The 21,998-nt window shown below is 70.1% G+C and carries 25 protein-coding genes; 11 read left to right on the top strand and 14 right to left on the bottom strand.

Annotated features, from left to right (window positions below; genetic code table 11):
* Positions 1-312: 312 nt before the first annotated feature.
* Both chrA and DAERI_RS16930 read right to left on the bottom strand, forming a co-directional pair.
* The gene (gene chrA, locus DAERI_RS16935; protein ID WP_103130618.1) at positions 313-1,473 is read right to left on the bottom strand and encodes a chromate efflux transporter; all 1,161 of its coding nucleotides are present in this window, start codon (positions 1,471-1,473) and stop codon (positions 313-315) included.
* Between the two features lie 96 nt (positions 1,474-1,569).
* A complete protein-coding gene (locus tag DAERI_RS16930) occupies positions 1,570-2,670 on the bottom strand; it encodes an acyl-ACP desaturase (RefSeq protein ID WP_103130617.1) in 1,101 nt (366 codons plus the stop codon).
* 158 nt (positions 2,671-2,828) lie between these two features.
* Here DAERI_RS16930 and DAERI_RS16925 point away from each other — a divergent pair, with 158 nt between their 5' ends.
* From DAERI_RS16925 to DAERI_RS16900, 6 genes are all read left to right on the top strand, one after another.
* The gene (locus tag DAERI_RS16925; protein WP_133162063.1) at positions 2,829-3,008 is read left to right on the top strand and encodes a hypothetical protein; all 180 of its coding nucleotides are present in this window, start codon (positions 2,829-2,831) and stop codon (positions 3,006-3,008) included.
* Positions 3,009-3,036: 28 nt separating this feature from the next.
* Positions 3,037-3,492, top strand: a complete 456-nt coding sequence (locus DAERI_RS16920; RefSeq protein ID WP_103130662.1) for a peroxiredoxin — start codon at positions 3,037-3,039, stop codon at positions 3,490-3,492.
* Positions 3,493-3,553: 61 nt separating this feature from the next.
* Positions 3,554-4,474 (top strand): phosphotransferase family protein, encoded by a 921-nt coding sequence (locus DAERI_RS16915; protein WP_103130615.1) that lies wholly within the window; start codon positions 3,554-3,556, stop codon positions 4,472-4,474.
* A 67-nt stretch (positions 4,475-4,541) separates the two neighbouring features.
* Complete coding sequence (locus DAERI_RS16910) at positions 4,542-6,335, top strand: ABC transporter ATP-binding protein (protein WP_103130614.1); 1,794 nt, start codon at positions 4,542-4,544, stop codon at positions 6,333-6,335.
* 127 nt (positions 6,336-6,462) lie between these two features.
* Entirely contained in the window at positions 6,463-8,277 is a 1,815-nt protein-coding gene (locus DAERI_RS16905; protein ID WP_103130613.1) for an ABC transporter ATP-binding protein, read from the top strand.
* A gap of 14 nt (positions 8,278-8,291) precedes the next feature.
* Complete coding sequence (locus DAERI_RS16900) at positions 8,292-8,519, top strand: antitoxin (protein ID WP_103130612.1); 228 nt, start codon at positions 8,292-8,294, stop codon at positions 8,517-8,519.
* A 99-nt stretch (positions 8,520-8,618) separates the two neighbouring features.
* Here the strand turns inward: DAERI_RS16900 and DAERI_RS22125 are convergent, their stop codons facing one another.
* Complete coding sequence (locus DAERI_RS22125; RefSeq protein ID WP_133162062.1) at positions 8,619-8,939, bottom strand: MafI2 family immunity protein; 321 nt, start codon at positions 8,937-8,939, stop codon at positions 8,619-8,621.
* A 20-nt stretch (positions 8,940-8,959) separates the two neighbouring features.
* A complete protein-coding gene (gene phoU / locus DAERI_RS16895; protein WP_103130611.1) occupies positions 8,960-9,604 on the bottom strand; it encodes a phosphate signaling complex protein PhoU in 645 nt (214 codons plus the stop codon).
* A 209-nt stretch (positions 9,605-9,813) separates the two neighbouring features.
* Here phoU and DAERI_RS16890 point away from each other — a divergent pair, with 209 nt between their 5' ends.
* Together DAERI_RS16890 and DAERI_RS16885 are read left to right on the top strand one after the other, a co-directional pair.
* On the top strand, positions 9,814-10,725 hold the full coding sequence (locus tag DAERI_RS16890) for a PRC and DUF2382 domain-containing protein (protein ID WP_103130610.1): 912 nt from the start codon (positions 9,814-9,816) through the stop codon (positions 10,723-10,725).
* Positions 10,726-10,758: 33 nt separating this feature from the next.
* The gene (locus DAERI_RS16885) at positions 10,759-11,070 is read left to right on the top strand and encodes a hypothetical protein (protein WP_103130609.1); all 312 of its coding nucleotides are present in this window, start codon (positions 10,759-10,761) and stop codon (positions 11,068-11,070) included.
* Between the two features lie 66 nt (positions 11,071-11,136).
* Here the strand turns inward: DAERI_RS16885 and DAERI_RS16880 are convergent, their stop codons facing one another.
* The 7 genes from DAERI_RS16880 to cdaA form a co-directional block, all read right to left on the bottom strand.
* On the bottom strand, positions 11,137-12,114 hold the full coding sequence (locus tag DAERI_RS16880; RefSeq protein ID WP_103130608.1) for a sensor histidine kinase: 978 nt from the start codon (positions 12,112-12,114) through the stop codon (positions 11,137-11,139).
* Positions 12,114-12,803 carry a winged helix-turn-helix domain-containing protein gene (locus DAERI_RS16875; RefSeq protein ID WP_103130607.1) on the bottom strand — a complete coding sequence of 230 codons (690 nt, stop codon included), beginning with the start codon at positions 12,801-12,803 and terminating at the stop codon, positions 12,114-12,116. The genes DAERI_RS16880 and DAERI_RS16875 overlap by 1 nt, the downstream gene beginning before the upstream one ends.
* A gap of 49 nt (positions 12,804-12,852) precedes the next feature.
* On the bottom strand, positions 12,853-13,257 hold the full coding sequence (rsfS, locus tag DAERI_RS16870) for a ribosome silencing factor (RefSeq protein ID WP_103130606.1): 405 nt from the start codon (positions 13,255-13,257) through the stop codon (positions 12,853-12,855).
* Positions 13,254-14,576 (bottom strand): LCP family protein, encoded by a 1,323-nt coding sequence (locus DAERI_RS16865; RefSeq protein ID WP_103130605.1) that lies wholly within the window; start codon positions 14,574-14,576, stop codon positions 13,254-13,256. The genes rsfS and DAERI_RS16865 overlap by 4 nt, the downstream gene beginning before the upstream one ends.
* On the bottom strand, positions 14,573-15,214 hold the full coding sequence (yqeK, locus tag DAERI_RS16860; protein WP_103130604.1) for a bis(5'-nucleosyl)-tetraphosphatase (symmetrical) YqeK: 642 nt from the start codon (positions 15,212-15,214) through the stop codon (positions 14,573-14,575). The genes DAERI_RS16865 and yqeK overlap by 4 nt, the downstream gene beginning before the upstream one ends.
* A 146-nt stretch (positions 15,215-15,360) precedes the next feature.
* A complete protein-coding gene (locus DAERI_RS16855) occupies positions 15,361-16,347 on the bottom strand; it encodes a CdaR family protein (RefSeq protein ID WP_103130603.1) in 987 nt (328 codons plus the stop codon).
* On the bottom strand, positions 16,344-17,177 hold the full coding sequence (gene cdaA / locus DAERI_RS16850; RefSeq protein ID WP_103130602.1) for a diadenylate cyclase CdaA: 834 nt from the start codon (positions 17,175-17,177) through the stop codon (positions 16,344-16,346). Before cdaA ends, DAERI_RS16855 begins: the two co-directional genes overlap by 4 nt.
* A 153-nt stretch (positions 17,178-17,330) precedes the next feature.
* Here cdaA and DAERI_RS16845 point away from each other — a divergent pair, with 153 nt between their 5' ends.
* The gene (locus DAERI_RS16845) at positions 17,331-18,011 is read left to right on the top strand and encodes a metal-dependent hydrolase (RefSeq protein WP_103130601.1); all 681 of its coding nucleotides are present in this window, start codon (positions 17,331-17,333) and stop codon (positions 18,009-18,011) included.
* A gap of 395 nt (positions 18,012-18,406) precedes the next feature.
* On the opposite strand, the gene DAERI_RS16840 is transcribed toward DAERI_RS16845, so the two are convergent.
* Complete coding sequence (locus tag DAERI_RS16840; RefSeq protein ID WP_103130600.1) at positions 18,407-19,147, bottom strand: ribonuclease HI; 741 nt, start codon at positions 19,145-19,147, stop codon at positions 18,407-18,409.
* Between the two features lie 27 nt (positions 19,148-19,174).
* Complete coding sequence (locus DAERI_RS16835; protein WP_103130599.1) at positions 19,175-19,387, bottom strand: RodZ family helix-turn-helix domain-containing protein; 213 nt, start codon at positions 19,385-19,387, stop codon at positions 19,175-19,177.
* 47 nt (positions 19,388-19,434) lie between these two features.
* Between DAERI_RS16835 and pyrE the strand changes: the two genes are divergently transcribed.
* Positions 19,435-19,995, top strand: a complete 561-nt coding sequence (gene pyrE, locus DAERI_RS16830) for an orotate phosphoribosyltransferase (RefSeq protein ID WP_103130598.1) — start codon at positions 19,435-19,437, stop codon at positions 19,993-19,995.
* A gap of 195 nt (positions 19,996-20,190) precedes the next feature.
* Entirely contained in the window at positions 20,191-20,568 is a 378-nt protein-coding gene (locus DAERI_RS16825) for a GIY-YIG nuclease family protein (protein WP_201262781.1), read from the top strand.
* Positions 20,569-20,587: 19 nt separating this feature from the next.
* Here the strand turns inward: DAERI_RS16825 and odhB are convergent, their stop codons facing one another.
* A complete protein-coding gene (odhB, locus tag DAERI_RS16820; protein WP_103130597.1) occupies positions 20,588-21,925 on the bottom strand; it encodes a 2-oxoglutarate dehydrogenase complex dihydrolipoyllysine-residue succinyltransferase in 1,338 nt (445 codons plus the stop codon).
* Between the last annotated feature and the right edge of the window lie 73 nt (positions 21,926-21,998).

Raw genomic sequence — 21,998 nt, 5'->3', positions numbered from 1 at the left:
CCGCAAGGAACTTGCTCTCGCACCGCCTTCACCACGTCGGCTCGCGCAGCGAGACGGTGGGCACGTGGCTGAGGATGCAGCAAGATCAAACATTCCGCGTGAAGGAGGACGGCCACAGGCGTGATGGGCCGGGCCCCTTGCCGAGCGCAGCGGAAAACTCCCCCCTGCCCCCGGTGGGGGTAGGGGGGCGGGGGGGGTGGGGGCAAACCGTATCAAGATGCCCTGCCCATCCGGTCACGCCTCTTAAGGCTCTCCTTCCCACAACCACACGCCTTGAGGTCGTTGCCGCTGCCTGCCCTGTCAGACGGTCTTTCAGGACAGCACCCACCCCACCACCGCACATGCCCCCACGACGGCCCAAGCCGGAACTCGCCCCGCCGTCAGCGCCCCGAAGGCCACGAACGCCAGCGCCGCCTCCCGCGGGCCGCGAATGCCGGAGGTGAAGACCGGGTCATACAGGGCAGCGAGGAGCAGCCCCACCACCCCCGCGTTGACCCCCGCCAGTGCCGAGCGTGCGGCGGGCCGGGCCGAGAGCGCCGTCCAGAAGGGCAGCGCCCCGGCCATCAGCAGGGCGCCGGGGAGAAAGACGCCGAGCGTGGCGATCAGGGCACCCTGCCAGGCGGGAACCGCCCCCTGCGCCGCCCCCAGGTACGTGGCGAAGGTAAAGAGCGGCCCCGGCACCGCGTTCGCCGCCCCATACCCCGCCACAAAGGTCTCGTGCGGCAGGAAGCGGGGCACGAAGCCCGTCTCCAGCAGCGGCAGGACCACGTGCCCACCCCCGAACACGAGCGCCCCCGCCCGGAAGGTGGCGTCCGCGAGCGCCCACCGGGCACCCAGCGGCGCGAGGAGGGGGAGGAGCAGGAGACCCAACCCGCAGGCGAGCAGCAGCCCTGCTCCCACCCGCTGGGAGACAGGAACGCGCGGCAGGTGGCCCGCGCCAGTTGTTCCGGCAGGAAGAAACCGCCAGCCGACCAGCGCGCAGACCAGCAGCGCCCCCATCTGTGCCCCGGCCCCCGGCAGCAGCAGCAAGGCCGCCGCCACCCCCAGTGCCAGCCCCGCCCGAGTCCGGTCCGTCACCAGACTGCCCCACATCCCCGCCACCGCCTGCGCCACGACCGCCACGGCGGCGACCTTGAGTCCCGCGAGCCACCCGGCCCCCGCCACGTCTCCTAACCGGGTCAGACCCAGCGCGAAGGCGAACATGAGGAGGGCGCTGGGCAGGGTGAAGGCTGTCCAGGCCGCTAAGAGTCCCGGCCACCCCGCCCGGAGCAGCCCCAGCGTCATGCCGACCTGACTGCTCGCCGGGCCGGGCAGGAACTGGGCGAGGGCCACCACGTCCGCGTAGCCCGCCTCGCCCAGCCAGCCGCGCCGCGCCACGATCTCCGCGCGGAAGTAGCCCAGATGCGCGACCGGCCCGCCGAAACTCGTCAGGCCCAGGCGCAGGAAGACGAGAAAGACTTCGAGGGCGGGCATTGGGGGTCAGCTTACGGGGCGAGCGTGCCCGGCGGGTCAGGCCCCAACGCAGAAGGCCCCCGCCAGAGCAGGAGCCTCACTGTTTTGAGGGGTGGCTCAGTCGTCCGCCGCCTGCCCGGACTCCGCCTTCTTCGGCACCTCGGGGTTCTCGACGAACTCGGTGGGGTCGAGCTTGTCGAAGCCGATCTCCTTCTCGTAGTCCTGAATCTTGACGTGCAGCCTCCGCACGTCGCCCTCGACCTGGCCGTAGTCGAAGGTCTCGAAGATGGCGGTCGTCTTGAAGTTGCCGCCGTCGAAGTCGGGCACCTCGCGGGTCTTGCGAATGCCCTCCTCCAGCGCCTTGCGGCTCTCGATGCCCAGGTTGCGGAAGGCGACCTGCATCACGTCGCGCGAGAAGTCGCGGGGGCCGTAGATGCCCGCACGGTACACCGTCTCGTAGAACTCCTGCCAGTCGGGCACAAGCTGCGCGGCGGGCATGGAGAACTGCGCAATCACGTTCTTGATCGCGTCGAGCGTGCGCTCGGGGTAGTAGTAGAGGTACATCCGCAGGCCCTCGAGGAAGAAGTTGTAGTGCGCCGCCTCGTCCACCGCGATGGTCTGCGCGACCTTGGCGAGGACCGGGTCGGTCACGCCCTTCAGGTGCGGCTTCTCGCTCCTCCCCTGGGCGATCTTCATCATGTTCAGGTAGTTGAGCTGGGTGGCCCGCTCCTGAAACACGGTGTACGCGAGGTTGTGGATTGCGTCGGGAAAGGGCAGTTCCCAGGTCTGGGACCGCAGCCGCTGCTTGTACTCCTCGATCCACTCGGGGCTGCGCTGCTCGCTGAACAGCACGGCGTTCTCCCAGGCGTCGGCGTGCTTTTCCTCCTCGCTGCCCCAGCGCAGTTGGAAGTGGCTGCGGCCATGCGAGCGCCGGACCACGTGGATAAGCTGGCTGGTGAAGTCGGGCGCGTACTGCTCGACCGCGAAAAAGCCCTGCAGCACCGTGATGACCTCGGGCGGCAGGTCCTTGTTCATGTTTCGCCAGTCGAAGGACCGGTCGGGGTTCCAGTTGCGCGTCTCCTGGCTGCGCGCCGTGTACCAGCGGTACAGGCCCAGGAAGCCCCGCTCGATCAGGCGGTCTTTTTCACGGTTGCTCAGCAGCCCGGCGGGCGTGCGCGGGCGCTCGTTCAGCATGTTGGGGGGGAGAATCTCGGCCATGTCGGTCTCCTTGCCGTCCGGGGGTGCAGAGTGGTGGACGGTACTCGTCCAGACTAGCCCCCCTTTCCTGACACACCGGTGAATTGGGACGCGGTGTAAAGCGGGAAACATTCATAGTTCCGGCGTCGGTGCCGTTCAGGCCAGGGTACGGTGACGTGGTGACGGAGTCTTCCCGGCGTTCTTTTCCCTGGCTGATTCTCTTTGCCGTGCTGTGTGCGGGACTCGGCCTCGCCAACCGTGCGTGCGGCTGGGGCGTGGGCGGCTGGCTCACGGCGGCTCTTATCGTGCTGCCTGTCGTGGCCGGACTGCTGTGGGGAATGTTCAAAAGGACGGAGTAACCCGCCCCCACTCGCTACCATGGACGCCATGAGCCTGCTCGGTCAGCCCGCGCCCGACTTCACGCTGCCCTCCTCGACCGGGGAGACGGTGACCCTCAGCAGCTACCGGGGGCACAGCCACGTGGTGCTGGTCTTCTACCCGCTCGACTTCAGCCCGGTCTGCTCCATGCAGCTTCCCGAGTATTCCGGGCGGCAGGACGACTTCGCCGAGGCCGGGGCCGTGGTCCTGGGCGTCAACCGCGACAGCGTGTACACCCACAAGGCCTGGGCCGCCGAGTACGGCATCGAGGTGCCCCTCCTCGCCGACCTGAACCTGAACGTGGCCCGGCAGTACGGGGTCGCCATCGACGAGCGCGGGGTGACCGGGCGGGCCGTCTTCCTGATCGACAAGGCGGGTGTGGTGCGCTTCGAGCATGTGGAGGCGAAGACGAGCGACTACACGGTGCGCCCGGAAGTGGTGCTGGCAAAGCTGGCGGAACTGTAACGTCCTGCGGGTCCGCCACGCAGCGGATGTGGCGAGCCCCGGTGCGGCCTAGCCTGACGGGATGCTCCTCCCCGAACCCCTCACCTACGGCGCCTTCCTGACCCTCCATACCCAGCCCCTCGCTCCCTGGCGAGCGGCTTTGGAGGAGGTCCGGGAGCGCCACGGCCTGCCTGAAGGCGACTTCACCCGCTTCCGGCTGGGGAAGAATGCCGTGTTTGCCGTCGGGGACGCGGTGGTCAAGCTTGTGCCCCCCTTCTGGGCCGGGGACGCGCGGCGGGAGGGCGCGGCGCTCCGGGCAGTCCGGGGGCAGTTGCCGTTGCCCACCCCCGACCTGCTGGCTGGGGGGACGTTGGGAAAGTGGGCGTATCTGGTCACGCGGCGCCTGCCGGGCAGGCCTCTGCGGGAGGTGTGGGGAGAGCTCGCCGAGTCCGAGCAGATTCGGCTTGCAGGACAGCAGGCGGAACTGCTGCGCGCCGTGCAGGCCCTGCCCCTCCCCGCCGACCTCCATTTCGACTGGCCGGGGCTGCTCCTGCGTCAGGGGCTCGAACTCCCCCGCGAACTGCGCGCTCCTCCCGCCTTAGCCCGGAGTGCCGAGGCGTTTCTGCTCGACGTGGTGTGGAACGGCCCCGGCTTCGCGCACGCGCCGGTCTTGCTGCACGGGGACCTGAACTTCCTCAACCTGCTGTGCGGGGAGCAGGCCGGGCACGTCACTCTGACCGGGCTGATCGACTGGAGCGACGCCCGTTCCGGCCCGCCCGCCCACGACCTGATCTCGCCCGCCGTGAACCAATTCCGCCGTTGGCCCGCCGCCCGACGGGCTTGGGCCGCCACCCTGAACCTCACCCCGGATGAGGTGCACGAGGCGACGGCCCGCGCCCTGCTGTACTACCCGGACGAGTGGGACGGGATTCTGGAGGACCTGCACCTGACCGGCGCGGACAACTGGATGGAAGTGGGAACGGCCTTGTTCGGACCCTCATGAATCCCGCCCCCCCCACTGCGCCACTCGGCGGATGCGTCCTCATCCCCCGCCGTCCTAGCCTGGAAAAATGCCCGACGCGCCGTCTCCTTCCTCATCTTCCCCACCGCGTGCCGGTGCGCTGGGCGTCCTGAAGACGTACCTCGGCCCGCTGAAATGGCAGGTCATCGCGCTCGCCACGCTGCTGCTGACGGGCACCGGGCTGAACCTGCTGCTGCCGCAACTGCTGCGCCGCTTCGTGGACAACGCCAAGCTGGGCTCTGGGGCAGACGTGGGGCTGCTCGCCCGGCTGGCGGGGCTGTACATCGCGCTCGCGGTGGGGGTGCAATTGCTGACTGCCGGGGCCACCTACGTGGGCGCGCGGGTGGGCTGGACGGCCACCAACCGGCTGCGCGCGGACCTGATGCGGCACATGCTCTCGCTGGACATGCGCGAGCACAAGGAGCGCACGCCCGGCGAGATGATCGAGCGCATCGACGGCGACGTGACGGCCCTGAGCAACTTCTTCTCGCAGTTCGCGGTGCGCGTCTTCGGGGCGGCGCTGCTCCTGCTCGGCGCGGTCGTGATGTTCTACCTGACAGACTGGCGGGTGGGGGTGGGGATCACCCTCTTCGTGGCGGTGACCCTGATCGCCATGAACCGGGTGCGGAAGATCGGCGTGGAACCCACCCGCCTGGAGCGCGAGAGCAGCGCCCAGCTTTTCGGCTACGTCGAGGAGCGGCTCTCGGGGCTGGACGACGTGCGCGCGCTGGGCGCGGGTGAACACCACCTGCGCGGCTTCCTGCGCGTTCAGCGCGAGTTTTTCCGGCGCAGCACCTTCTCGTGGCGGCGGCGGGCGGTGGTGTGGCAGCTCAGCATGATCCTGTTCGCGGCCGGGTACGTGGGCATCCTGGGCGCGGCGGTCGGCCTGTACGCGGCGGGGGCGATCACGCTGGGCACCGCCTTCCTGCTGTACCAGTACATGAGCATGGTCGAGGAACCCATCGACCAACTGACCCAACAGCTTCAGGACCTCCAGAAGGCGGGGGCAGGTCTCGCCCGGGTCGGCGAACTGCTCGCCCTGCGCTCGGAACTCACCGAGGGCACGCGCGACCTGCCGGACGGCCCCCTCGACCTGCGCTTTGAGCACGTGAGCTTCAGCTACGCGCCGGAGGACCCTGGCGTTCGCCCTGTGCTGCACGACATCTCCTTCCACCTTCCCGCCGGGCAGACGGTCGGCCTGCTGGGCCGGACGGGCAGCGGCAAGACCACCCTCACCCGCCTGGTGTCGCGGCTGTACGACCCGACCGAGGGCAGCGTGAAACTGGGCGGAGTGGACACCCGTGACGTGCGGCTGCATAGCCTCCGCACCGGGGTGGCGGTCGTCACCCAGGACGTGCAGCTTTTCCAGGCGTCCGTCCGTGACAATCTCTCCTTCTTCGACGACTCGGTCCCCGACACCGAGGTCGAGGCCGCGCTCCGCGAGGTCGGCCTGGGGCGCTGGCTGGCCCGGCTGGAGGACGGGGTGCGGACGCCCCTGCCCACCGGCAGCCTCAGCGCGGGGCAGGCGCAGCTCCTCGCCTTCGCCCGGGTGCTGCTGCGCGACCCCGCCGTGATCATCCTCGATGAGCCCAGCAGCCGCCTGGACCCCGCCACCGAGACGCAGCTCACCCAGGCGATGACCCGCCTGCTCGCCGGGCGCACCGCCATCGTGATCGCCCACCGCCTGGAGACCGTGGCCCGCGCCGACCGCATCCTCGTCCTGGGCGACGGGCGGGTGCTGGAGGACGGCCCCCGCGCCGCCCTCGCCCGCGACGGGCACAGCCACTACGCGGCGCTGCTGCGGGCCGGGACAGAGGAGCTGGAGGAAGGGGTGCTGGCGTGAGGGGGGTAGGAAGTGGCCCGTGGTCAGTGGGGAGTGGTTGCGCCTGCCCCTGCCCGGGCCGGAGCCCCCGTCCCTCCTTTCCACTTCCCACTCACCACTTCCCACTGCCCTGTCTGCGGAGCCTCCCATGACCACCACCTCGCCCCCCCCCGCCCACGACCGCACCTTCGCCCTCTCCCGGCGGCTCTTCACGTACCGGCCGGGGCTCTTCGCCTTCAACCTGCTGATGTGGGGGATGGTCCACGCCGCGCCCGCGCTGCTCACCCTGGCCGTCAGCGGCGTATTCCGGCACCTGGAGGAGGCGGACCCGCTCCGGTCGGCGGGCGCGCCCATCGACCCGCTGGTCGCCGCCGCCTGGGTGTCGGTCGGATGGTTCGCGTTCGTGCGCCTCAGCCGCTTCGGCATCTTCTACGGGGCGTTCGTGGCCTGGATCGAGCTGTGGTACACGCTGGACGCCCTGGTGCGGCGCAACCTGCTGAGCTACCTGCTCACTGCCCGGGGCTCGCGCCGCCTCCCCGACACCCCCGCCGAGGCGGTCAGCCGCTTCCGCGACGACGTGGACGACGTGGCCGCCTACACCGAGGTCTGGGTGGACGGCTGGGGCCTGGTCGCCTACTGCCTCATCGCGGTCACGCTGATGGCGCGGGTGGACCCCATTATCACGGCGCTGGTCTGCACGCCGCTCCTGCTGATGATCGTGTTCGTGCAGCGCCTCTCGCCCAAGATCCGCACCTACCGCCGGCGGATGCGTGAGGCGACCGCCCGAGTGACCGACTTCATCGGCGAGACTTTCGGGGCCGTCAGCGCCGTGAAGCTCGCCGCCCGCGAGGATCAGATGGTCGCCCGCATGGCCGCCCTCGGCGAGGTGCGCCGCCGCGCGGCCCTGCGCGACGTGCTCCTCACCGAGCTGATCCGCGGCGTGAACACCAACATGGTGAACGTGGCGGTGGGGCTGGTGCTGCTGCTGGGCGCGAACAAGGTGCGGGGCGGGGCACTCGACGTGGCCGACTTCGTGCTGTTCATCGGCCTGCTGCCGCGCCTGACCGGCTCGATGGGCTTTTTCGGCGACGCGATTGCCCGCCATCGGCGCACCGGGGTCAGCTACGACCGGATGGAACGGCTGCTCCAGGACGCGCCCGCCGGAACAGTCGTCGCCCACCACCCCGTCCACCTGTATGACGAGCCGCCCGCCAGGGACACCGCGCCCGAAGCCCGTCCCCTGGAGGAACTGCGGGTGGAGGGCCTGACCGCCCATCATCCCAGCGGCGCGGGAATCACCGACGTGAGCTTCACCCTGCACCGGGGCGAGTTTGTCGTCGTCACCGGGCGCATCGGCAGTGGCAAAACGACCCTGCTGCGCGCCCTGCTCGGCCTGATGCCGCTTGACTCGGGGCGCATCCTCTGGAACGGCGAGGAGGTCACGGACCCCGCCACCTTCCTCGTCCCGCCCCGCAGCGCGTACACCGCCCAGATTCCCAGCCTCTTCTCCGACACCCTGCGCGAGAACGTGTTGAGCGGCAGCGACCCGGAGAGGCTGGAGCGGGCCGTACGGCTCGCCGTGCTGGAACCCGATGTGGCGCAGCTTCCGGCGGGGCTGGACACCCAGGTCGGCGCCCGCGGCGTCAAGCTCTCCGGCGGGCAGGTGCAGCGCACCGCCGTCGCCCGCATGCTCGCCCGCGACGCCGATCTCCTCGTGTTCGACGACGTGTCCAGTGCGCTGGACGCCCGCACGGAAGCCCTCTTGTGGGACGGCCTCTTCCGCGAGACGGACGCCACCTGCCTCGTCGTCTCGCACCGCCGCGCCGCCCTGACCCGCGCCGACCGCATCCTGCTGCTGGAGCACGGGCACCTGACCGACTCGGGGACGCTGGCCGAGCTATTGGACCGCAGCGAGGAGATGCGGGCGCTGTGGGCGGAGGACGTGGATACGGTGGCTACCTGAAGGGGAGGTGGGGCATGACCCGGAGCAAAGTGTTCAGGAGCGGCAAGAGTCAGGTTGTCCGCATTCCATCGGAGGTTCAGCTTCCCTACGGCGAGGTGGAGATCAGGCGGTGCGGCCGCGGGCTGGTCGTTACGCCCGTGAAGCGGCAGGACGGGGACGCCATCTTCGCGGCCCTGACCAGCTTCGAGAATCCCATTGAGCGGGAGCAGCCCCCCATGCAGGAGAGGGAGCCTTTGTTGTGATGCCGAATCCCAACCTGTACCTGCTGGACACGAAGAGCTGCATCTATACGGTGGGTTGGCGGCTCTGGCGATAACTCCGGCGGTCCTTTCCTCGGATTGTCAATTGGGCGCTCCTTCTTTTCGAGCGTAGACCCAGACGGCTTCCCTTTCTATGGCCGCCGGAGCATCCAGCCTCACGAGTTGTATTTCTACAGATACGTCGGCGGCAAAATCGCCCAGGATTTCCGCCTCAACGTCGTTCATCTCTTCGCTGAGACTCTCGCTCGGCGCACCATCGTGGATACACAGAATCTGAATCCTTCGCCCGTCCATCACGAAGCCTACGCGGCGTATTTCCGGCGTGACCGCCCCGAGCAAAGCGCGGACAACACTTAAAGCGACGGTCGCTCTTTCGGGATCACTGCTCGAAAGGGCCTCCATGGTCCCGACTCTCCCGTCCCCTACGCCTCCCGCTGCCCCGTCACCCAGTACCTCACCCGCTCGGCCACGTTCTCCATATGGTCGCCGATACGCTCCAGGCTGCGGCCCACCCGCATCAGCATCAGGGACTTGGAGATGTTGCGGGGGTCTTCGAGCATGTAGGTGACGAGTTCGCGCTGAATCTGCTCGTACAGGTCGTCGACCTCGTCGTCCATGCGGATGGTGGCCTCGGCGCGGGTCACGTCGCGGTCGGCGATGGCGGTGCGGAGGTTCTGGCTCATCTCGCCCAGGCGCTCCAGCATCCGCCCCAGGTTCACGTAGCGCTTCAGGGCGGGCTGCCGGGCGAGTTCCGCTCCGTCCTGCGCGACATGCACCGTGTAATCCCCCATCCGCTCGATGTCGGACAGGCTCTTGAGGATCAGGGCGACCAGCCGCAGGTCCCGCGCCACGGGCTGGTGCAGGGCGATGATTCGCAGGCACTCGGCCTCGAGTCTATCCTCCTGGGCGTCCACCTCGCGGTCGATGGCCTGCACCTCGCCCAGCCGCTCGGTGCGCCCGTGCAGCAGCACCTCCCCGGCGATGGGCAGCATCCGCTCGACCGTGCCGAGCATATTCAGGACGCCGTTCAGGACGGTTCGCAGGTCGGTTTCGAGGGCTTCACGCATGGGCACTCCTGTCAGGAACGTATCACCCGCGGGGAGTCGCTGGGTCATGGGGAGGTCATGATCCTGTCTGGCCCCTGATTAACCCGGCCTTGAAGGACACTTCAAGCAACGTTAGGGTTACATGCACTTTTTAGTCTTCTCAGACAATGAATGGCCGCAATGCAGACAATAGCTCCGAACAGCAATTCAGTTCAGAGGGAGCCAAAGGTATGCCACATCTGCACAGACTGTCCGATATTTCGAGCAGGTTCAGCCAGGACTTCCAGGACACGGGGATATACAACCCGATCGGCTCGGCGGCCTATATCAGCGGTGGTCAGCGTATCGGCACTGTGCGCGACGTGCTGGTGGACGACGACCAGGGGAAGATCCGCTACCTCCTCGTCGACGACGACGGAGGCGGCTTGGAGGGCGCCCGGATTATCCCCATCGGGCTGGCGCGCATCGAGGACGACGGCGTTCATTTTGACGGTCTCACGGCGGCCCAGCTCAGCTCCATGCACCGCTACTCCTCCGATGAGGACTACACCTTCGACCTCCAGAGCAGCGACGAGCGGGTGCTGCGCGGCGACACCGGCATGACGACCTCCAGCACCCAGACCATGACGGACACCGCGGCGATGGGGACGGGGATGGCGGCGGCGGGAACGGGGACGACGGGCTCCTACAACTACCGCGACGAGGACAGCTCCGACCGGATGTTCAAGACGCCGGGCCGCCTCCAGCTTCTGGAGGAGCGCCTGTCGGTGAACAAGGAGCGCTACCTCGCCGGGCAGGTCGAGATCGGCAAGCACGTCGAGACCCGACAGGAGACGGTCAACGTGCCCCTTCAGCGCGAGGAGGTCGTCATCGAGCGCCACCCCGTGACGGAGGCACGTCCGGTTCAGGGCGACGTGTTCGCGGACGGCGCCAGCGAGACCGTGCGCGTGGAGCTGGAGGCCGAGCGGGCGAACGTTCAGAAGCAGGCGGTCGTGACCGAGGAGGTCGAGGTCTCCAAGCGCACGGTGACCGAGCAGCAGACCGTGACCGATACCGTGGGCCGCGAGGTCCTCGACGTGAACGAGACCGGGAACGTCCGGGTCATCGGTGACGATGACGACCGCCGCGACAGCCGGAGCTGAGCCCGCCTTTTTCCCACCCCAACAGGAGGACCTATGACCCCCAACCTCAAGAAGATCCTTGTCGCGCTGGTCCTGGTCGCGGCCCCGGTGACGGCCACCGCCCAGACGACCGACACGACCTCCACCGACACCACCACGACCGACACGACGGGAACCGTGCAGAACGACAACGTCACCACGACCTCGGAGAGTGACGGCGTTCCGGGCAACGAGCAGCAGGGCAGCCGCTTTCCCTGGGGGCTGCTGGGCCTGATCGGCCTGGCCGGTCTCGCGGGGCGGGGCCGCACCGAGGAACGCACCGAGGTCAAGCTGGGCGGGCCGACCGAGGGGCCGCGCCGGAGCTGAGGCGTCACCAGGAGGGAGGAGGCGTACTCGGCCTCCTCCCTCCTCTTGTGCCCCCGGGACCCCGCCCTAGCCGATGCCCGCCCCGCCCGGCAGGGTGAAGCAGAAGGCGTTGCGCTCACCCCGGCGCTCGGTCCAGGCCTGGCCGCCCCAGCCCTGCACGATGCTGCGCACGATGTACAGGCCCATGCCGCTCCCCTGACCGGTCGCGTGCGGTCCCCGGGTGTGGGCGCGGAAGAGGCCCTCGGTGCCCTCCAGCGGCGCCCCGTGGTCGAGGACGGCGACCTCCACCCAACTGCCGCGCGGGGCGGTGGCGACCTCGACGGGCTGACCGGGCGGGCCGTACTTCAGCGCGTTCTCGATCAGGTTGAGCAGGACTTGCAGCAGCTTGTCGGGATCGGCGCGCACGAGGTGGTCGGCCCCGAAGGTGAGGGTGGTCCCCCGCGCGGCGAGTTCCGGGGCCAGCAGCCGCTCGGCCCGGGCGAAGGCCTCTGCGAGCGGCAGGGTGCGGGCGCGGGTGGGCCGGAAGCCGACGGCGAGGTCCTCCACCAGCCGGGCCAGCCGCTCGACCTCCTGAAGGCCCTGCCGCACGAAGCTCTGCGCGAGCCCCTGCGGCATGTCGTACTCCAGCGCTTCCAGCACCCCGCGCAGCCCGGTGACGGGGGTGCGGAATTCGTGCGAGAGGACGGCCGTTGCCTCACGCAGCTCGGCCTCACGGCGGCGGTGCGCGGTGATGTCCTCGACGATCAGGGCGCCGGGCTGCCCGGGGGCGGCGCGGATGGCCGTGCAGCGCAGGGTGCGCCCGCCCGCCTCCAGCTCCAGCTCGCCGCCGCGCTCGGCGAGGGCTTCCAGGGTGTGCCGCCGGACGACCTCCAGCAGGGGCCGCCCCGCCGCCCGCTCCTGCGGCACGCCCCAGAGCCGGGTGGCGGCGGCATTGACCCGCATGACCGTCAGGGCGTCCACCCCGGCCTCGAAGAGCAGCACGGCCTGGGGCAGGGCGTCCATCCAGGCGTCCGCACGCCCGGGCAGGACGGAGGGGAGGTCCATCAGCCCTCCTCCGTCCAGGGGCGCATCCGGTAGCCCTTGCCGCGCACCGTCTCGAGGAAGCGGGGCCGCGCGGGGTCGTCCCCCAGGTGGGCGCGCAGTTGGGTGATGTGCTGGTCCACGGTGCGCTCGCCGCCCAGGAAGTCGGCACCCCAGACCCGGTCGAGCAACTCGCCGCGCGAGTACACCCGCCCCGCATTCCGCGTCAGGAAGGCGAGCAGGTCGAACTCGCGCCGGGTGAGGTTGAGCCGGGTGCCCGAGAGCCGCGCGTCCGCCGCCGCGAGGTCCATCCCCAGCGGGCCGTTGCTCAGTTGTTGCGGGGCGTCGGGCAGCGAGCGGCGCAGCAGGGCGCGCACGCGGGCGACGAGTTCGGCCGCGCTGAAGGGCTTGGTGAGGTAGTCGTCCGCGCCGCTCTCCAGGCCCTCGACCCGCTCGGCCTCGGCGGCGCGGGCGGTGAGCATCAGGACCGGGAGTCGGCGCAACTCGGGGTCGCCGCGCAGCCGCCGCAGGAAGCCCAGGCCGCTCTCGCCGGGCAGCATCCAGTCGAGGACCAGGGCGTCCGCCGACGAGAGCGTGCCCTGCGCGGCCCCCGTGGTGTCAAAGGCGCTCACCCGCAGCCCGGCCCGTTCCAGGTGGAAGCGCACCACCTCCCGCACGGTGCCCTCGTCCTCGATCACGACCACATGGCTCATCGCCCTCCATTGTCCGCCGCGAGGTCAGGCGAGTGTCAGGAGGGGGCTTCTACGCGGAGGGCTGGCCGCTCCCCGGCCGGGGGGCCGCCTGCTCGGGGAAGTCCAGCGTCCGGGCGTCGCTCCAGAGCCCCTCCAGGTCGTAATACTCGCGCGCTTCTTTCGTCATGATGTGGACCACGATGCTCCCGCCGAAGGCGAGCAGCAGCCAGCGCTCGCTGGGACCCTCGACGGTGGGGCGGGGGAGTCCCGCCTCCTGCGCCTTCTCGCGGATGTTCTCCTGCACGGCGTTGAGCTGAAGCCCGGCGGTTGCGGTGCAGATCACGAAGTATTCGAGGGTCGAGGACACGTCGGTCAGGTCGAGCACGACGACGTTCTCGGCGCGGCGCTCGCGGGCGGCGTCCACGATGGCGCGCAGTTGGCGGTGCAGGGAATCGGTGTGGGTGTGTGGGGTCATTCGTTCTCCGGTCGGGTGAGGGGGGCTTGGGCGGTGGGTCCCCCGTTCAGGGCGCCCAGGGCGGCGAGGCTCTGGCGAGCGTCCTTGCCCAGCAGAATACCGACCTCGCCCGCCCCCACCGGGAAACGCTCACCTTGCAGCCGGGGGAGCCCCAGCGTGTCGGCGAGCGTGTTCGCGGCCCCCACGTCCTGCCCGGTGAAGACCTGGCTGGCCTCGCCGCTGGCGGGGGCCTCCTGCACGCTCACGCGGGGGTAGCCCAGGGTCCGCAGGGCGCGGGCGAGCGCCGGGCCGAGTCCCGCGCCGCTGGCATCCATGATACGCACGCTCACCCCCGGCAGGTCGGTACTCGCCGTCTGCGCCTGACCCCCCGTGCCCCATACCCGCGCGAGTGCCTCCCGGTCCACCGCGAGGTTGAAGGTCCCCGGAATCGTCCGGGTGGGCAGGGTGGCGAAGGAGAGCTTCAGCCCCGGCAGGAACGGCACCAGCGAGGGGAAGAGGTTGGGGTCCACGTTCGTCTCCACCCCGTGCCCGACCCCGCCCAGGATGGTGGGGAGGGCGCTCAGCCCCTGGGGCGACTTGAGCCGCGCGGCGAGCTGCGTCAGCGCCTGCTTCTGGTGGTCGATGCGCCCGTAATCGTCCCCGAAACCCTTGCGCACGCGCAGGAACAGCACGGCCTCTTCCCCTTCGAGGTGGTGGTTCCCCTCCGAAAGTTTCAGGTTCACGCCCGCCGCCTGGTCCACCCACTCGATGCCGCCTTTGGGGACCGTCACGTCCAGCCCGCCCAGCGCATCGATCACCCGCGCGACGTAATCGGTCCGCACGATCACGTAGGCGTCCACCCGCTCGCCCGTGATCGTCTCCACGGCCTGGGTGAGCGCGTGGGGGCCACCCGCCCAGTAGCGGCTGTTCACCTTCTGCTCGGCCCGGCTGCGGCCCGGGTCAAACGGGCCGACGTTCGTGTCGCGCGGGATGCTCAGCACGTTCACGCGGGTGCCGTCCACCTTCACCAGCATCAGCGTGTCGGTGTTCGGTGTCTGGAGGAGGCCGGTGCGCTGGTCCTGGTCCTTGCAGGGGGTGCGGTAGTAGCAGTACACGATGTCCCGCCCCGCCAGCAGCACCGTGAAGTGGGGGGGAGCCCCGGTGGGGGTGGCCCCGGCGACGGCACTCCCGGGCGCCTTCAGCACCGCCAGGCCCCCCAGCGTGAGGGCCGCCAGGCTCAGCCCGAAGGCCTGAACCGACCGCAGGCGCGACCGCGAGCGGGGGTTGGCGAAGGAGAAGTTGAACTCGGGGATGGGAGACTGGGGGGAGGGGCCGGTCATGTGGGCAGGTGGGAGCCTGCGCCGGGGGAGGACACGCCCGGCGGCACGGCGGCGGGCGCCCCCCCGATGCAGGGCAACGCCCGGTACGCCCGCAGGGTGCGCGGATGCACCTGGATGCCGCGCCCCTGGAGGTAGGTGACCTTGGAGATGATCGCCCGGCTCAGGGCCGCGTCGAGGTCTTGCAGGGCGAGTTCGCGGATGTCGTCGTTCACGCCGCGCCCGGGCTCGGACACGTCGGCGACGTAGACGCAGGCGGCGACCCCGTTGTCGCCGCGCGGGCCGGTCGTGTGGTCCTCGACCGCCTCCAGCACCACCGGGTCGCGGTAACCCCAGCGTTCCAGCAGGGTGCGGGCGGCGCGGCCATGCAGGGCGAGGGGGTGGGCGCTGTCGATGGCGCACTCGGGCGGCGCCAGGCGCAGCAGCTCCGCGTCCGGCAGGTCGCGGGCGATGTCGTGCAGAATGCCCGCCGCGTAGGCCCGCGCCTCGTCCAGGCCGTTGGCGCAGGCGATGCGGCAGGCGAGTTCCGCCACCCTCAGCACATGCTCGAAGCGGCGCGGGCGCACCATCAGCCGCACGCGCTCGTCCCAGCCCGCGAGCTCGGCCAGCGGGTGTCTCGGGTCCAGCAGTTCGGCGATCATATGGCTACGTGGTTCACTCGCCACACCATGGGCAGAGTATACGCCCGCCGAGTGCCGAAATTCTGACGTTCGCCCTGGTAGCGCTTCCAAAAGGAGGCCGCGTCGTTCGGTGGTTCGGCAGGTCGGGGCGAAGAACCCAGTTAGGATCACGGCGACCCGGTCGTGGGCTTCCCCCCCGCCGTCCCCGCTGCCCGCCGCTCCACGGTCAGGCGCACGCTCACGGGCTCCAGGGCCTGCGCCCCGGCGGGCAGGCGCAGGGTCACCGGGGCGGTGTACGTGCCCTCGCGGTAGCTGACGGTGCCCTGCACCTCGCGCAACCGGGCGAGGAGGTCGGGGGCGGCGACCAGGCGCACGCTGCCCGGCTGCACGCTCGCCGACGTGACCCGCAGCCCGGCGGGCGGGTCGTTCAGGACCACCCGGACGGCCTTGACGGGCACCTCCCCGGTGTCGAGGCGCCGCACCGTCACCGTGTCGGGACGGGTGGTCACCCCCTCCACCGCCTGGCCCCCCGCGTCCAGGGCGATCAGGCTGGCCTCCCGCTCCTCGCCGGGACCCAGGGTGACCGGGCTGTTCACCAGCCGCGCGACCGTCGCCACCACCCGCCCGGGTCCGCTGACCGCCGCCGTGGCCGGGGTGGCCGCGTAGCGGGGCAGGCTGTCCTCCGGCGGGGTCGCCACGCTGAGGGTGACTGGGAGGGTGCGGGTGAGCTGGGTGTCGAGGAAGCCCTGCACCCGCTCGGGCGTCTGGCGGATGAGGGTGGTGCCGCTGGGGGGCCGGACCCGCACCGGGCGGTTGAAGCTGCCCTCGGGCACGTCCGTCACGTCCACGATGGCCTCGATGTTCTCGCCCCGCAGCTCGCGCAGCCGCTCGGGGCGCCCGCTGAGAAAGACGCGGATGGTGCTGGGCGAAAGTCCGCTGACCACCCGGGTGCCCGTGCCGCGCTCGCCGGTCGTGTCGCTCACCGTCACGGGCACGTCGTACCCCTGCTCGACGTTCGCCCGGCGGTCGGCGGTCGCCACCAGCCAGAGCGTGACCGCCACCGCCAGGGCCAGCAGCTTGGCGGGCAGGTTGTGCAGCACCCTCCGCCAGGCATAGCGCGGGTCGGCCCAGCGCCCGAGTTGTCCCCCCCTCACGCGCCCCCCCGCTCGCGCTGGGTGCCCGGCCCCACCTCGGCGGCGGGAGCAGGCGGGGGAGGCGTGATCTCCCCGCTGAGGTCCGCCCGGTCGTACACCAGGGCGCGGAGCTGCTCGCGGAGTTCCGAGCCGTTCAGGTCCGGCCCCAGCCGCCCGGCGAGCGCGATCCGCATGCTGCCCCGCTCCTCGCTGACCACCAGCACGACCGCGTCCGTCAGCTCCGAGAGGCCGATGGCCGCCCGGTGCCGGGTGCCGTAGCGCCGGTAGGTGCCGTCACTCGATTGCAGGGGAAAGAGACACCCTGCCGCGACCACCCGCGACCCCTGGAGGATCACGCCGCCGTCGTGCAGCGGCGCGTTGCGCGCGAACAGCGCCTCCAGAAAGGGCACGCTCACCACCGCGTCGAGCGCCACCCCAGTCGCCGCGTACTCGCCCAGCGGCGTGCGGCGCTCGATGGCGATCAGCGCCCCCGTCTTGCGCTCGGCGAGGCGCTCCATCGCCCGGGCGAGGTCCTGGAGGGCCGCGCCGCTCGCCCCCAGGTCGCGCCCGCGCGGGCGGCCCACCCGCTCCAGCGCCGCGCGCAGCTCGGGCTGGAACAGCACCACGAGGGCAAAGAGGCCCACCGTCCCCGCCCGGCCCAGCAGGTAGCTCAGGGTGGTCAGGCCCAGCAGTTGCGCGGCCACCCACACCGCGGCAAACACCAGGATGCCGCGCAGCACGTTCACCGCGCGGGTGCCGACCACCAGCAGGTAGCCCTGGTAGATCAGGAACGCGACGAGCAGCACGTCCAGCACGTCCCGGGGACTGACATCACCGGGAAACAGGGACATGCGCGGCGCTCCTTCCCGCCGCGGGGCAACCGTGCGGCACGCGCCCACTATACGGGCCCGAACCTGACGGACCTCTCACCGCGGCGGTGAGAAACCTCAGAGCGTGAGAGAACGGTCAGGGCAGTTCCCGGCCCGCGTGCCTACACTGGCCTCATGCAGATTCGTTTCCTGGGGCAGAGTGCCTTCCTGCTGGAGAACGCGGGCCACCGCGTCCTGATCGACCCCTTCATCCAGGGCAATCCCAAGTCGCCCGTCACGTTGGAGGAGGCGCTGGGCTGGAACGTCAGCGCCGTGCTGATCAGCCACGCGCACGGCGACCACTGGGGGAACGCGCTGGACTTCGGGAGGGCCGGGGTGCCCGTCATCGGCACCGCCGAGATCGGGGGGTATGCGCAGGCGCAGGGGGCGCAAAACGCCATCGGCGCCAACATCGGCGGCACGGTGCGCGGTGAGTGGGGCAGCGTCACCTTGACCCCCGCCTGGCACTCGTCCTCCTTCCCGGACGGCACCTACGGCGGGATGCCCACCGGGCTCGTGATTGAGATGGGCGGCGTGCGGGTCTACCACGCGGGCGACACGAACCTGTTCGGCGATATGCGGCTGATCGGGGACCGGGGGTTGGACGTGGCGCTGCTCCCCATCGGGGATCATTACACGATGGGGCCGGAGGAGGCCGCCCGGGCGCTGGAGCTGTTGCGGCCCCGTGTCGCCATTCCCATGCACTACGGCACGTTCCCGCCTCTGGTCGGTGATCCGCAGGTGTTCGCGCGGGAGGGGCAGGCGCGCGGGGTGGAGGTTCGGGTGCTGGAGCCGGGGGAGACGACGGAGGTTTGAAGGGTTGTTCTCGCCGAGTCGTAGGTGTAGCCCACCCCCCTGCCCCCCTACCCAGAGGGCAGGGGGGAGCAGCGCTGCGCTAGGCAAGGTCCCTGCCCATCGCTCCTGTGGTCGTTTTCCTTAACGCGCAAAGTTTGATCTTGCTGCATCCTGATCCGCGTGCCCACCGTCTCGCTGCGCGAGCAAGGCGTGGTGAAGGCGGTGCGAGAGCGAGTCGCTGACAGGAATGGGCCGTCCACAATTGACGGTTTTGGGAAGCAGGAGCTTTGGCGCTTTTGGCCCCTCCCCCCTTGCGGGGGAGGCTGGGTGGGGGGTGGCGGGCGCGAGCCTGCCCTCCTGAAGCTGCGACTGCCACAACTCCAAGGAAAGGAGGTGTTAAGCCCCGGCTCGCCCCCTCACCCTGCCGTCTGGAACTGCACCTGCACGCCCAAGCCGTCGGCTGTCTGCCGCGCCTCCTGAAGTTGGGCAAGGGCGGCGGGGCGCAGGGCGCGCTCGGGCCGTTGCCACAGCGCCTGCGCGACCTTGCTGGCCCGGCGCACGAGCAGCACCTCTCCCGGACGCGCGAGGGTGATGGCCGCGAGCAGGGCCTGGGCGCTCGGCGGCACGGCCGAGAGGGGGTCGAGGTTCACGAGGGCCGTCACGCGCTCGCCGTACCGGCGCAGGCTCACCCGCGCCTCGGGCACGGCGGGCCGCTGCTCGATGAGCACGTCGGCGTGCGGCCCGTGCAGGGCCGGGGTGGTCAGCCCCCGCCGCGCGTCGTTGGCGAGGTCGTGGGCGGAGAGCATATGTCGCCGGGTGCGCGGGACATACTCCACCCGCAGGATCACATCCCGGAGTTCCGCCTCGTCCTGCACCTCGCGGGCAGCCTCGGCGAGCAATTGGGGCCCCCGTCCCCGGCCCACCGACGCGATCACCGCCTCGTTGTCGGTGTAGACGGTAAGGGGTTCGCCTCCGGGAGCGTGACGCACGGCTTCCAGCACGGCGCGAAGCTCGGCGGCGTTGTTGTCGGGCGCGTTCATCTGACCCTGGTAGCGGGCGGGCAGTTCGGCGGGGATCAGGAGGACCAGTCCCCAGCCGCCGACCCCGTGCCCGTCGGGTTGTTCGTGCCAACTGGCGTCCACGTAAGCCTGGTTCATCTGGCCTCCCACGAGGCCTGTGCCGCGTTACAGCGACAGGTCGAGCCGCCGCGACAGCACCCGCCGCGCCAGGGCGTGCAGGCTGCGCAGGTCGTACTCGCCGCGCTCCACCGCCTCCAGAACATGGGGGTCGAGGCTCGCCGCCCGCGCGAGTTCCGTGAGGGGAATCCCCAGGAGCAGGCGGCGGGAGCGCAGGGCGTGGGCGTGCGGGAAGGTCGGGGCATGGGCGGGCGAATCCATGCACCATCATGCACTCCCCGGCGGCCCCGGAATGCGATACTCGCCGCATGGACGTTCTGGCGCTGTACCGGGAGGCGGGCGCGTATCACGAGGGCCATTTTCTGCTCGCGTCGGGCCGCCACTCGCCCAAGTTCCTCCAATCCACCACCGTGCTGCAATACCCCCACCTGACGGAAAGAATCGGTCAGGCCCTTGCCGGAAAGCTCCGCGAGGCGGGCATAGAAGCGCAGACCCTCGTGGGCCCCGCGATGGGCGGCGTGATCCTTGCCTACGAGGTCGCCCGGCATTACGGGGGCCGCGCCATCTTCGCCGAGAAGGACGGGAAGGGCAGTATGAAGGTTCGGGAGGCGTTCACCATTGCGCCCGGCGAGACCTTCGTTGCCGTGGAGGATGTGCTGACGACGGGGGGCAGCGTCTTGAAAGCCGTGCGCGCGGTAGAGGCTCTGGGCGGTCAGTGTGTCGCCGTCGCCTGCATCGTGGACCGCCGGGGGGAGGAGGGACCGCTGGAGGGCCATCCCCTCGTCTCCCTCACCCGCTTGACCTTCGATACCTACGCGCCGGGCGAGGTGCCGGAGTGGCTGGCGCAGAGGCCGTTGCAAGAGATTTAGGTGTGCAGCCTGGCGCCGCTTCCGCTGTCCTGAAGAGGCACGCTGTAATGGAGCGATCCGCCCATGGAGACGGAATTTGTCATGCTGAGCCGCAAGCGAAGCATCCCTACCCTTGGTGGGAAGGCGAGACCCTTCGCTGACGCTCAGGGTGACAGATTCCTCCTTCGCCTCCCTGTCGCGCCTTATCCTCAACCTGTGGGCCGTTCGTACTGGGTGTACATCCTGACCAACCGTCCGAACGGCACTCTGTACATCGGTGTGACCAACAACCTGACGCGGCGGGTCTGGGAGCATCGGCAGAAGACCGTGCCGGGTTTCACCCAGAAGTACAACCTGACGCGGCGCGTCTACTTTGAGGAGACGACTGATATTCGCTCAGCCATTGCGAGGGAAAAGCAGCTCAAGGGCTGGCTGCGAGTGAGGAAGGTCGAGCTTATTGAGGGGACAAACCCGCAGTGGCGCGACCTGTACGGTGAGTTAACTGTATGGGGGTCCCTCGCTGCGTTCAGAGTGGCAGAAGATGCCTCCCCCACCCCCAAGCACAGCGGTCAGCCCCCTTCCCCGGAAAGCTGACCGCTCACGGCTGAAGACTTTAAATCTCCAGCAGCATCCGCGCCGGGTCTTCGAGGATGTTCTTGATCGTCACGAGGAACTGCACGGCTTCCTTGCCGTCGATGATGCGGTGGTCGTAGCTCAGGGCCACGTACATCATGGGGCGGATCACGACCTGGCCGTTCTCGGCGACGGGGCGCTCGATGATGTTGTGCATCCCCAGGATGGCGCTCTGGGGCGCGTTGATGATGGGGGTACTCATCATGGAGCCGAAGGTGCCGCCGTTCGTGATGGAGAAGGTGCCGCCGCTCATGTCCTCCAGCGTCAGCTTGCCGCCGCGCGCCTTGGTGGCGAACTCGGCGATCTGCTTCTCGATGGCGGCGAGGCTCATCCCGTCCGTGTCGCGCAGGATGGGCACGACCAGGCCACGGTCACTGGCCACCGCGATGCCGATGTCGTAGTAACCGTGGTAGATGATGTCCTTGCCCTCGACGCTGGCGTTGACGACCGGGAACTGCTTGAGCGCCTCGGTCGCCGCCCGCACGAAGAGGCTCATGAAGCCGAGCTTGACCCCGTGCTTGGCGACGAATTGATCCTGGTACTTCTTGCGCAGATCCATCGCCGGTTTCATGTTCACCTCGTTGAAGGTGGTCAGGATCGCGGCGGTGTTCTGCACCTCCTTGAGCCGCTCGGCGATGCGCTGGCGAATGCGCGTCATGGGCACGCGCTGCTCGGGCCGGGCGCCCTGGGGAACGGGGGCGGTGGGGGCCGGAGCGGAGGGGGTGCGGGCCTGGGTCTGGGGCTGCGCCGTGGTCGCCTCCGCCTCCCGCATGCTCGGGGGCTCGGCGGCCTCCTGCGGTCCCTGGTACGTCAGGCCGCCCTGGGCCGCCACCACCGCGTCCTCCTTGGTGATGTTGCCCTTGGGGCCGGTCGCCGGAATCCGCGCGGGATCGAGGTTGTTCTCGGTGACGATCTTACGCACGGCGGGGGAGAGGTCGTCGCGGCGGGTCGCCTCGTTGCCCGCGTTCTGGGCGCCGTAGCCGTTCGGATGGGTGGCCGTGCCGCCCGCGCCCACCGTGCTCGCCACCGTGCCGCTCGCCTGGTCGGGGGTGGGGGCCGGGGTGGAGGCAGCCGGGGCCGCGCCCGCCTCGCCTATGGTCCCCAGCACCTCCTCGCTGAGCACCGTGTCGCCTTCATTCTTGGCGACGCTCTGGAGCACGCCGTCCTGCTGGGCGGTGACCTCCAGCACGACTTTGTCGGTCTCGATCTCCGCGATGACCTCGCCGCGCTTCACGGCCTCGCCGGGCTGCTTGTGCCAGGTCAGGAGCGTGCCCTCGCTCACCGACTCGGAAAATACGGGAACCTTGATATCCGCCATAACGCCTTCCTTTATACCCCCCTCGGGGCGTGACTCGCCGGGTGACGGGGGAACAGGTCGGGGGGCCAGGGCG

It is taken from the genome of Deinococcus aerius (genome assembly GCF_002897375.1).
GTDB lineage: Bacteria > Deinococcota > Deinococci > Deinococcales > Deinococcaceae > Deinococcus > Deinococcus aerius.
The sequence above is the reverse complement of the archived record's forward strand: the minus strand, read 5'-3'. Positions and strand labels throughout refer to the sequence as shown.

Excerpts from the sequence above, each read along its gene's own strand:
- chrA (WP_103130618.1), bottom strand. The coding sequence starts at position 1,473 with ATGCCCGCCCTCGAAGTCTTTCTCGTCTTCCTGCGCCTGGGCCTGACG.
- DAERI_RS16930 (WP_103130617.1), bottom strand. The coding sequence starts at position 2,670 with ATGGCCGAGATTCTCCCCCCCAACATGCTGAACGAGCGCCCGCGCACG.
- DAERI_RS16920 (WP_103130662.1), top strand. The coding sequence starts at position 3,037 with ATGAGCCTGCTCGGTCAGCCCGCGCCCGACTTCACGCTGCCCTCCTCG.
- DAERI_RS16915 (WP_103130615.1), top strand. The coding sequence starts at position 3,554 with ATGCTCCTCCCCGAACCCCTCACCTACGGCGCCTTCCTGACCCTCCAT.
- DAERI_RS16910 (WP_103130614.1), top strand. The coding sequence starts at position 4,542 with ATGCCCGACGCGCCGTCTCCTTCCTCATCTTCCCCACCGCGTGCCGGT.
- DAERI_RS16905 (WP_103130613.1), top strand. The coding sequence starts at position 6,463 with ATGACCACCACCTCGCCCCCCCCCGCCCACGACCGCACCTTCGCCCTC.
- DAERI_RS16900 (WP_103130612.1), top strand. The coding sequence starts at position 8,292 with ATGACCCGGAGCAAAGTGTTCAGGAGCGGCAAGAGTCAGGTTGTCCGC.
- DAERI_RS22125 (WP_133162062.1), bottom strand. The coding sequence starts at position 8,939 with ATGGAGGCCCTTTCGAGCAGTGATCCCGAAAGAGCGACCGTCGCTTTA.
- phoU (WP_103130611.1), bottom strand. The coding sequence starts at position 9,604 with ATGCGTGAAGCCCTCGAAACCGACCTGCGAACCGTCCTGAACGGCGTC.
- DAERI_RS16890 (WP_103130610.1), top strand. The coding sequence starts at position 9,814 with ATGCCACATCTGCACAGACTGTCCGATATTTCGAGCAGGTTCAGCCAG.
- DAERI_RS16885 (WP_103130609.1), top strand. The coding sequence starts at position 10,759 with ATGACCCCCAACCTCAAGAAGATCCTTGTCGCGCTGGTCCTGGTCGCG.
- DAERI_RS16880 (WP_103130608.1), bottom strand. The coding sequence starts at position 12,114 with ATGGACCTCCCCTCCGTCCTGCCCGGGCGTGCGGACGCCTGGATGGAC.
- DAERI_RS16875 (WP_103130607.1), bottom strand. The coding sequence starts at position 12,803 with ATGAGCCATGTGGTCGTGATCGAGGACGAGGGCACCGTGCGGGAGGTG.
- rsfS (WP_103130606.1), bottom strand. The coding sequence starts at position 13,257 with ATGACCCCACACACCCACACCGATTCCCTGCACCGCCAACTGCGCGCC.
- DAERI_RS16865 (WP_103130605.1), bottom strand. The coding sequence starts at position 14,576 with ATGACCGGCCCCTCCCCCCAGTCTCCCATCCCCGAGTTCAACTTCTCC.
- yqeK (WP_103130604.1), bottom strand. The coding sequence starts at position 15,214 with ATGATCGCCGAACTGCTGGACCCGAGACACCCGCTGGCCGAGCTCGCG.
- cdaA (WP_103130602.1), bottom strand. The coding sequence starts at position 17,177 with ATGTCCCTGTTTCCCGGTGATGTCAGTCCCCGGGACGTGCTGGACGTG.
- DAERI_RS16845 (WP_103130601.1), top strand. The coding sequence starts at position 17,331 with ATGCAGATTCGTTTCCTGGGGCAGAGTGCCTTCCTGCTGGAGAACGCG.
- DAERI_RS16840 (WP_103130600.1), bottom strand. The coding sequence starts at position 19,147 with ATGAACCAGGCTTACGTGGACGCCAGTTGGCACGAACAACCCGACGGG.
- DAERI_RS16835 (WP_103130599.1), bottom strand. The coding sequence starts at position 19,387 with ATGGATTCGCCCGCCCATGCCCCGACCTTCCCGCACGCCCACGCCCTG.
- pyrE (WP_103130598.1), top strand. The coding sequence starts at position 19,435 with ATGGACGTTCTGGCGCTGTACCGGGAGGCGGGCGCGTATCACGAGGGC.
- odhB (WP_103130597.1), bottom strand. The coding sequence starts at position 21,925 with ATGGCGGATATCAAGGTTCCCGTATTTTCCGAGTCGGTGAGCGAGGGC.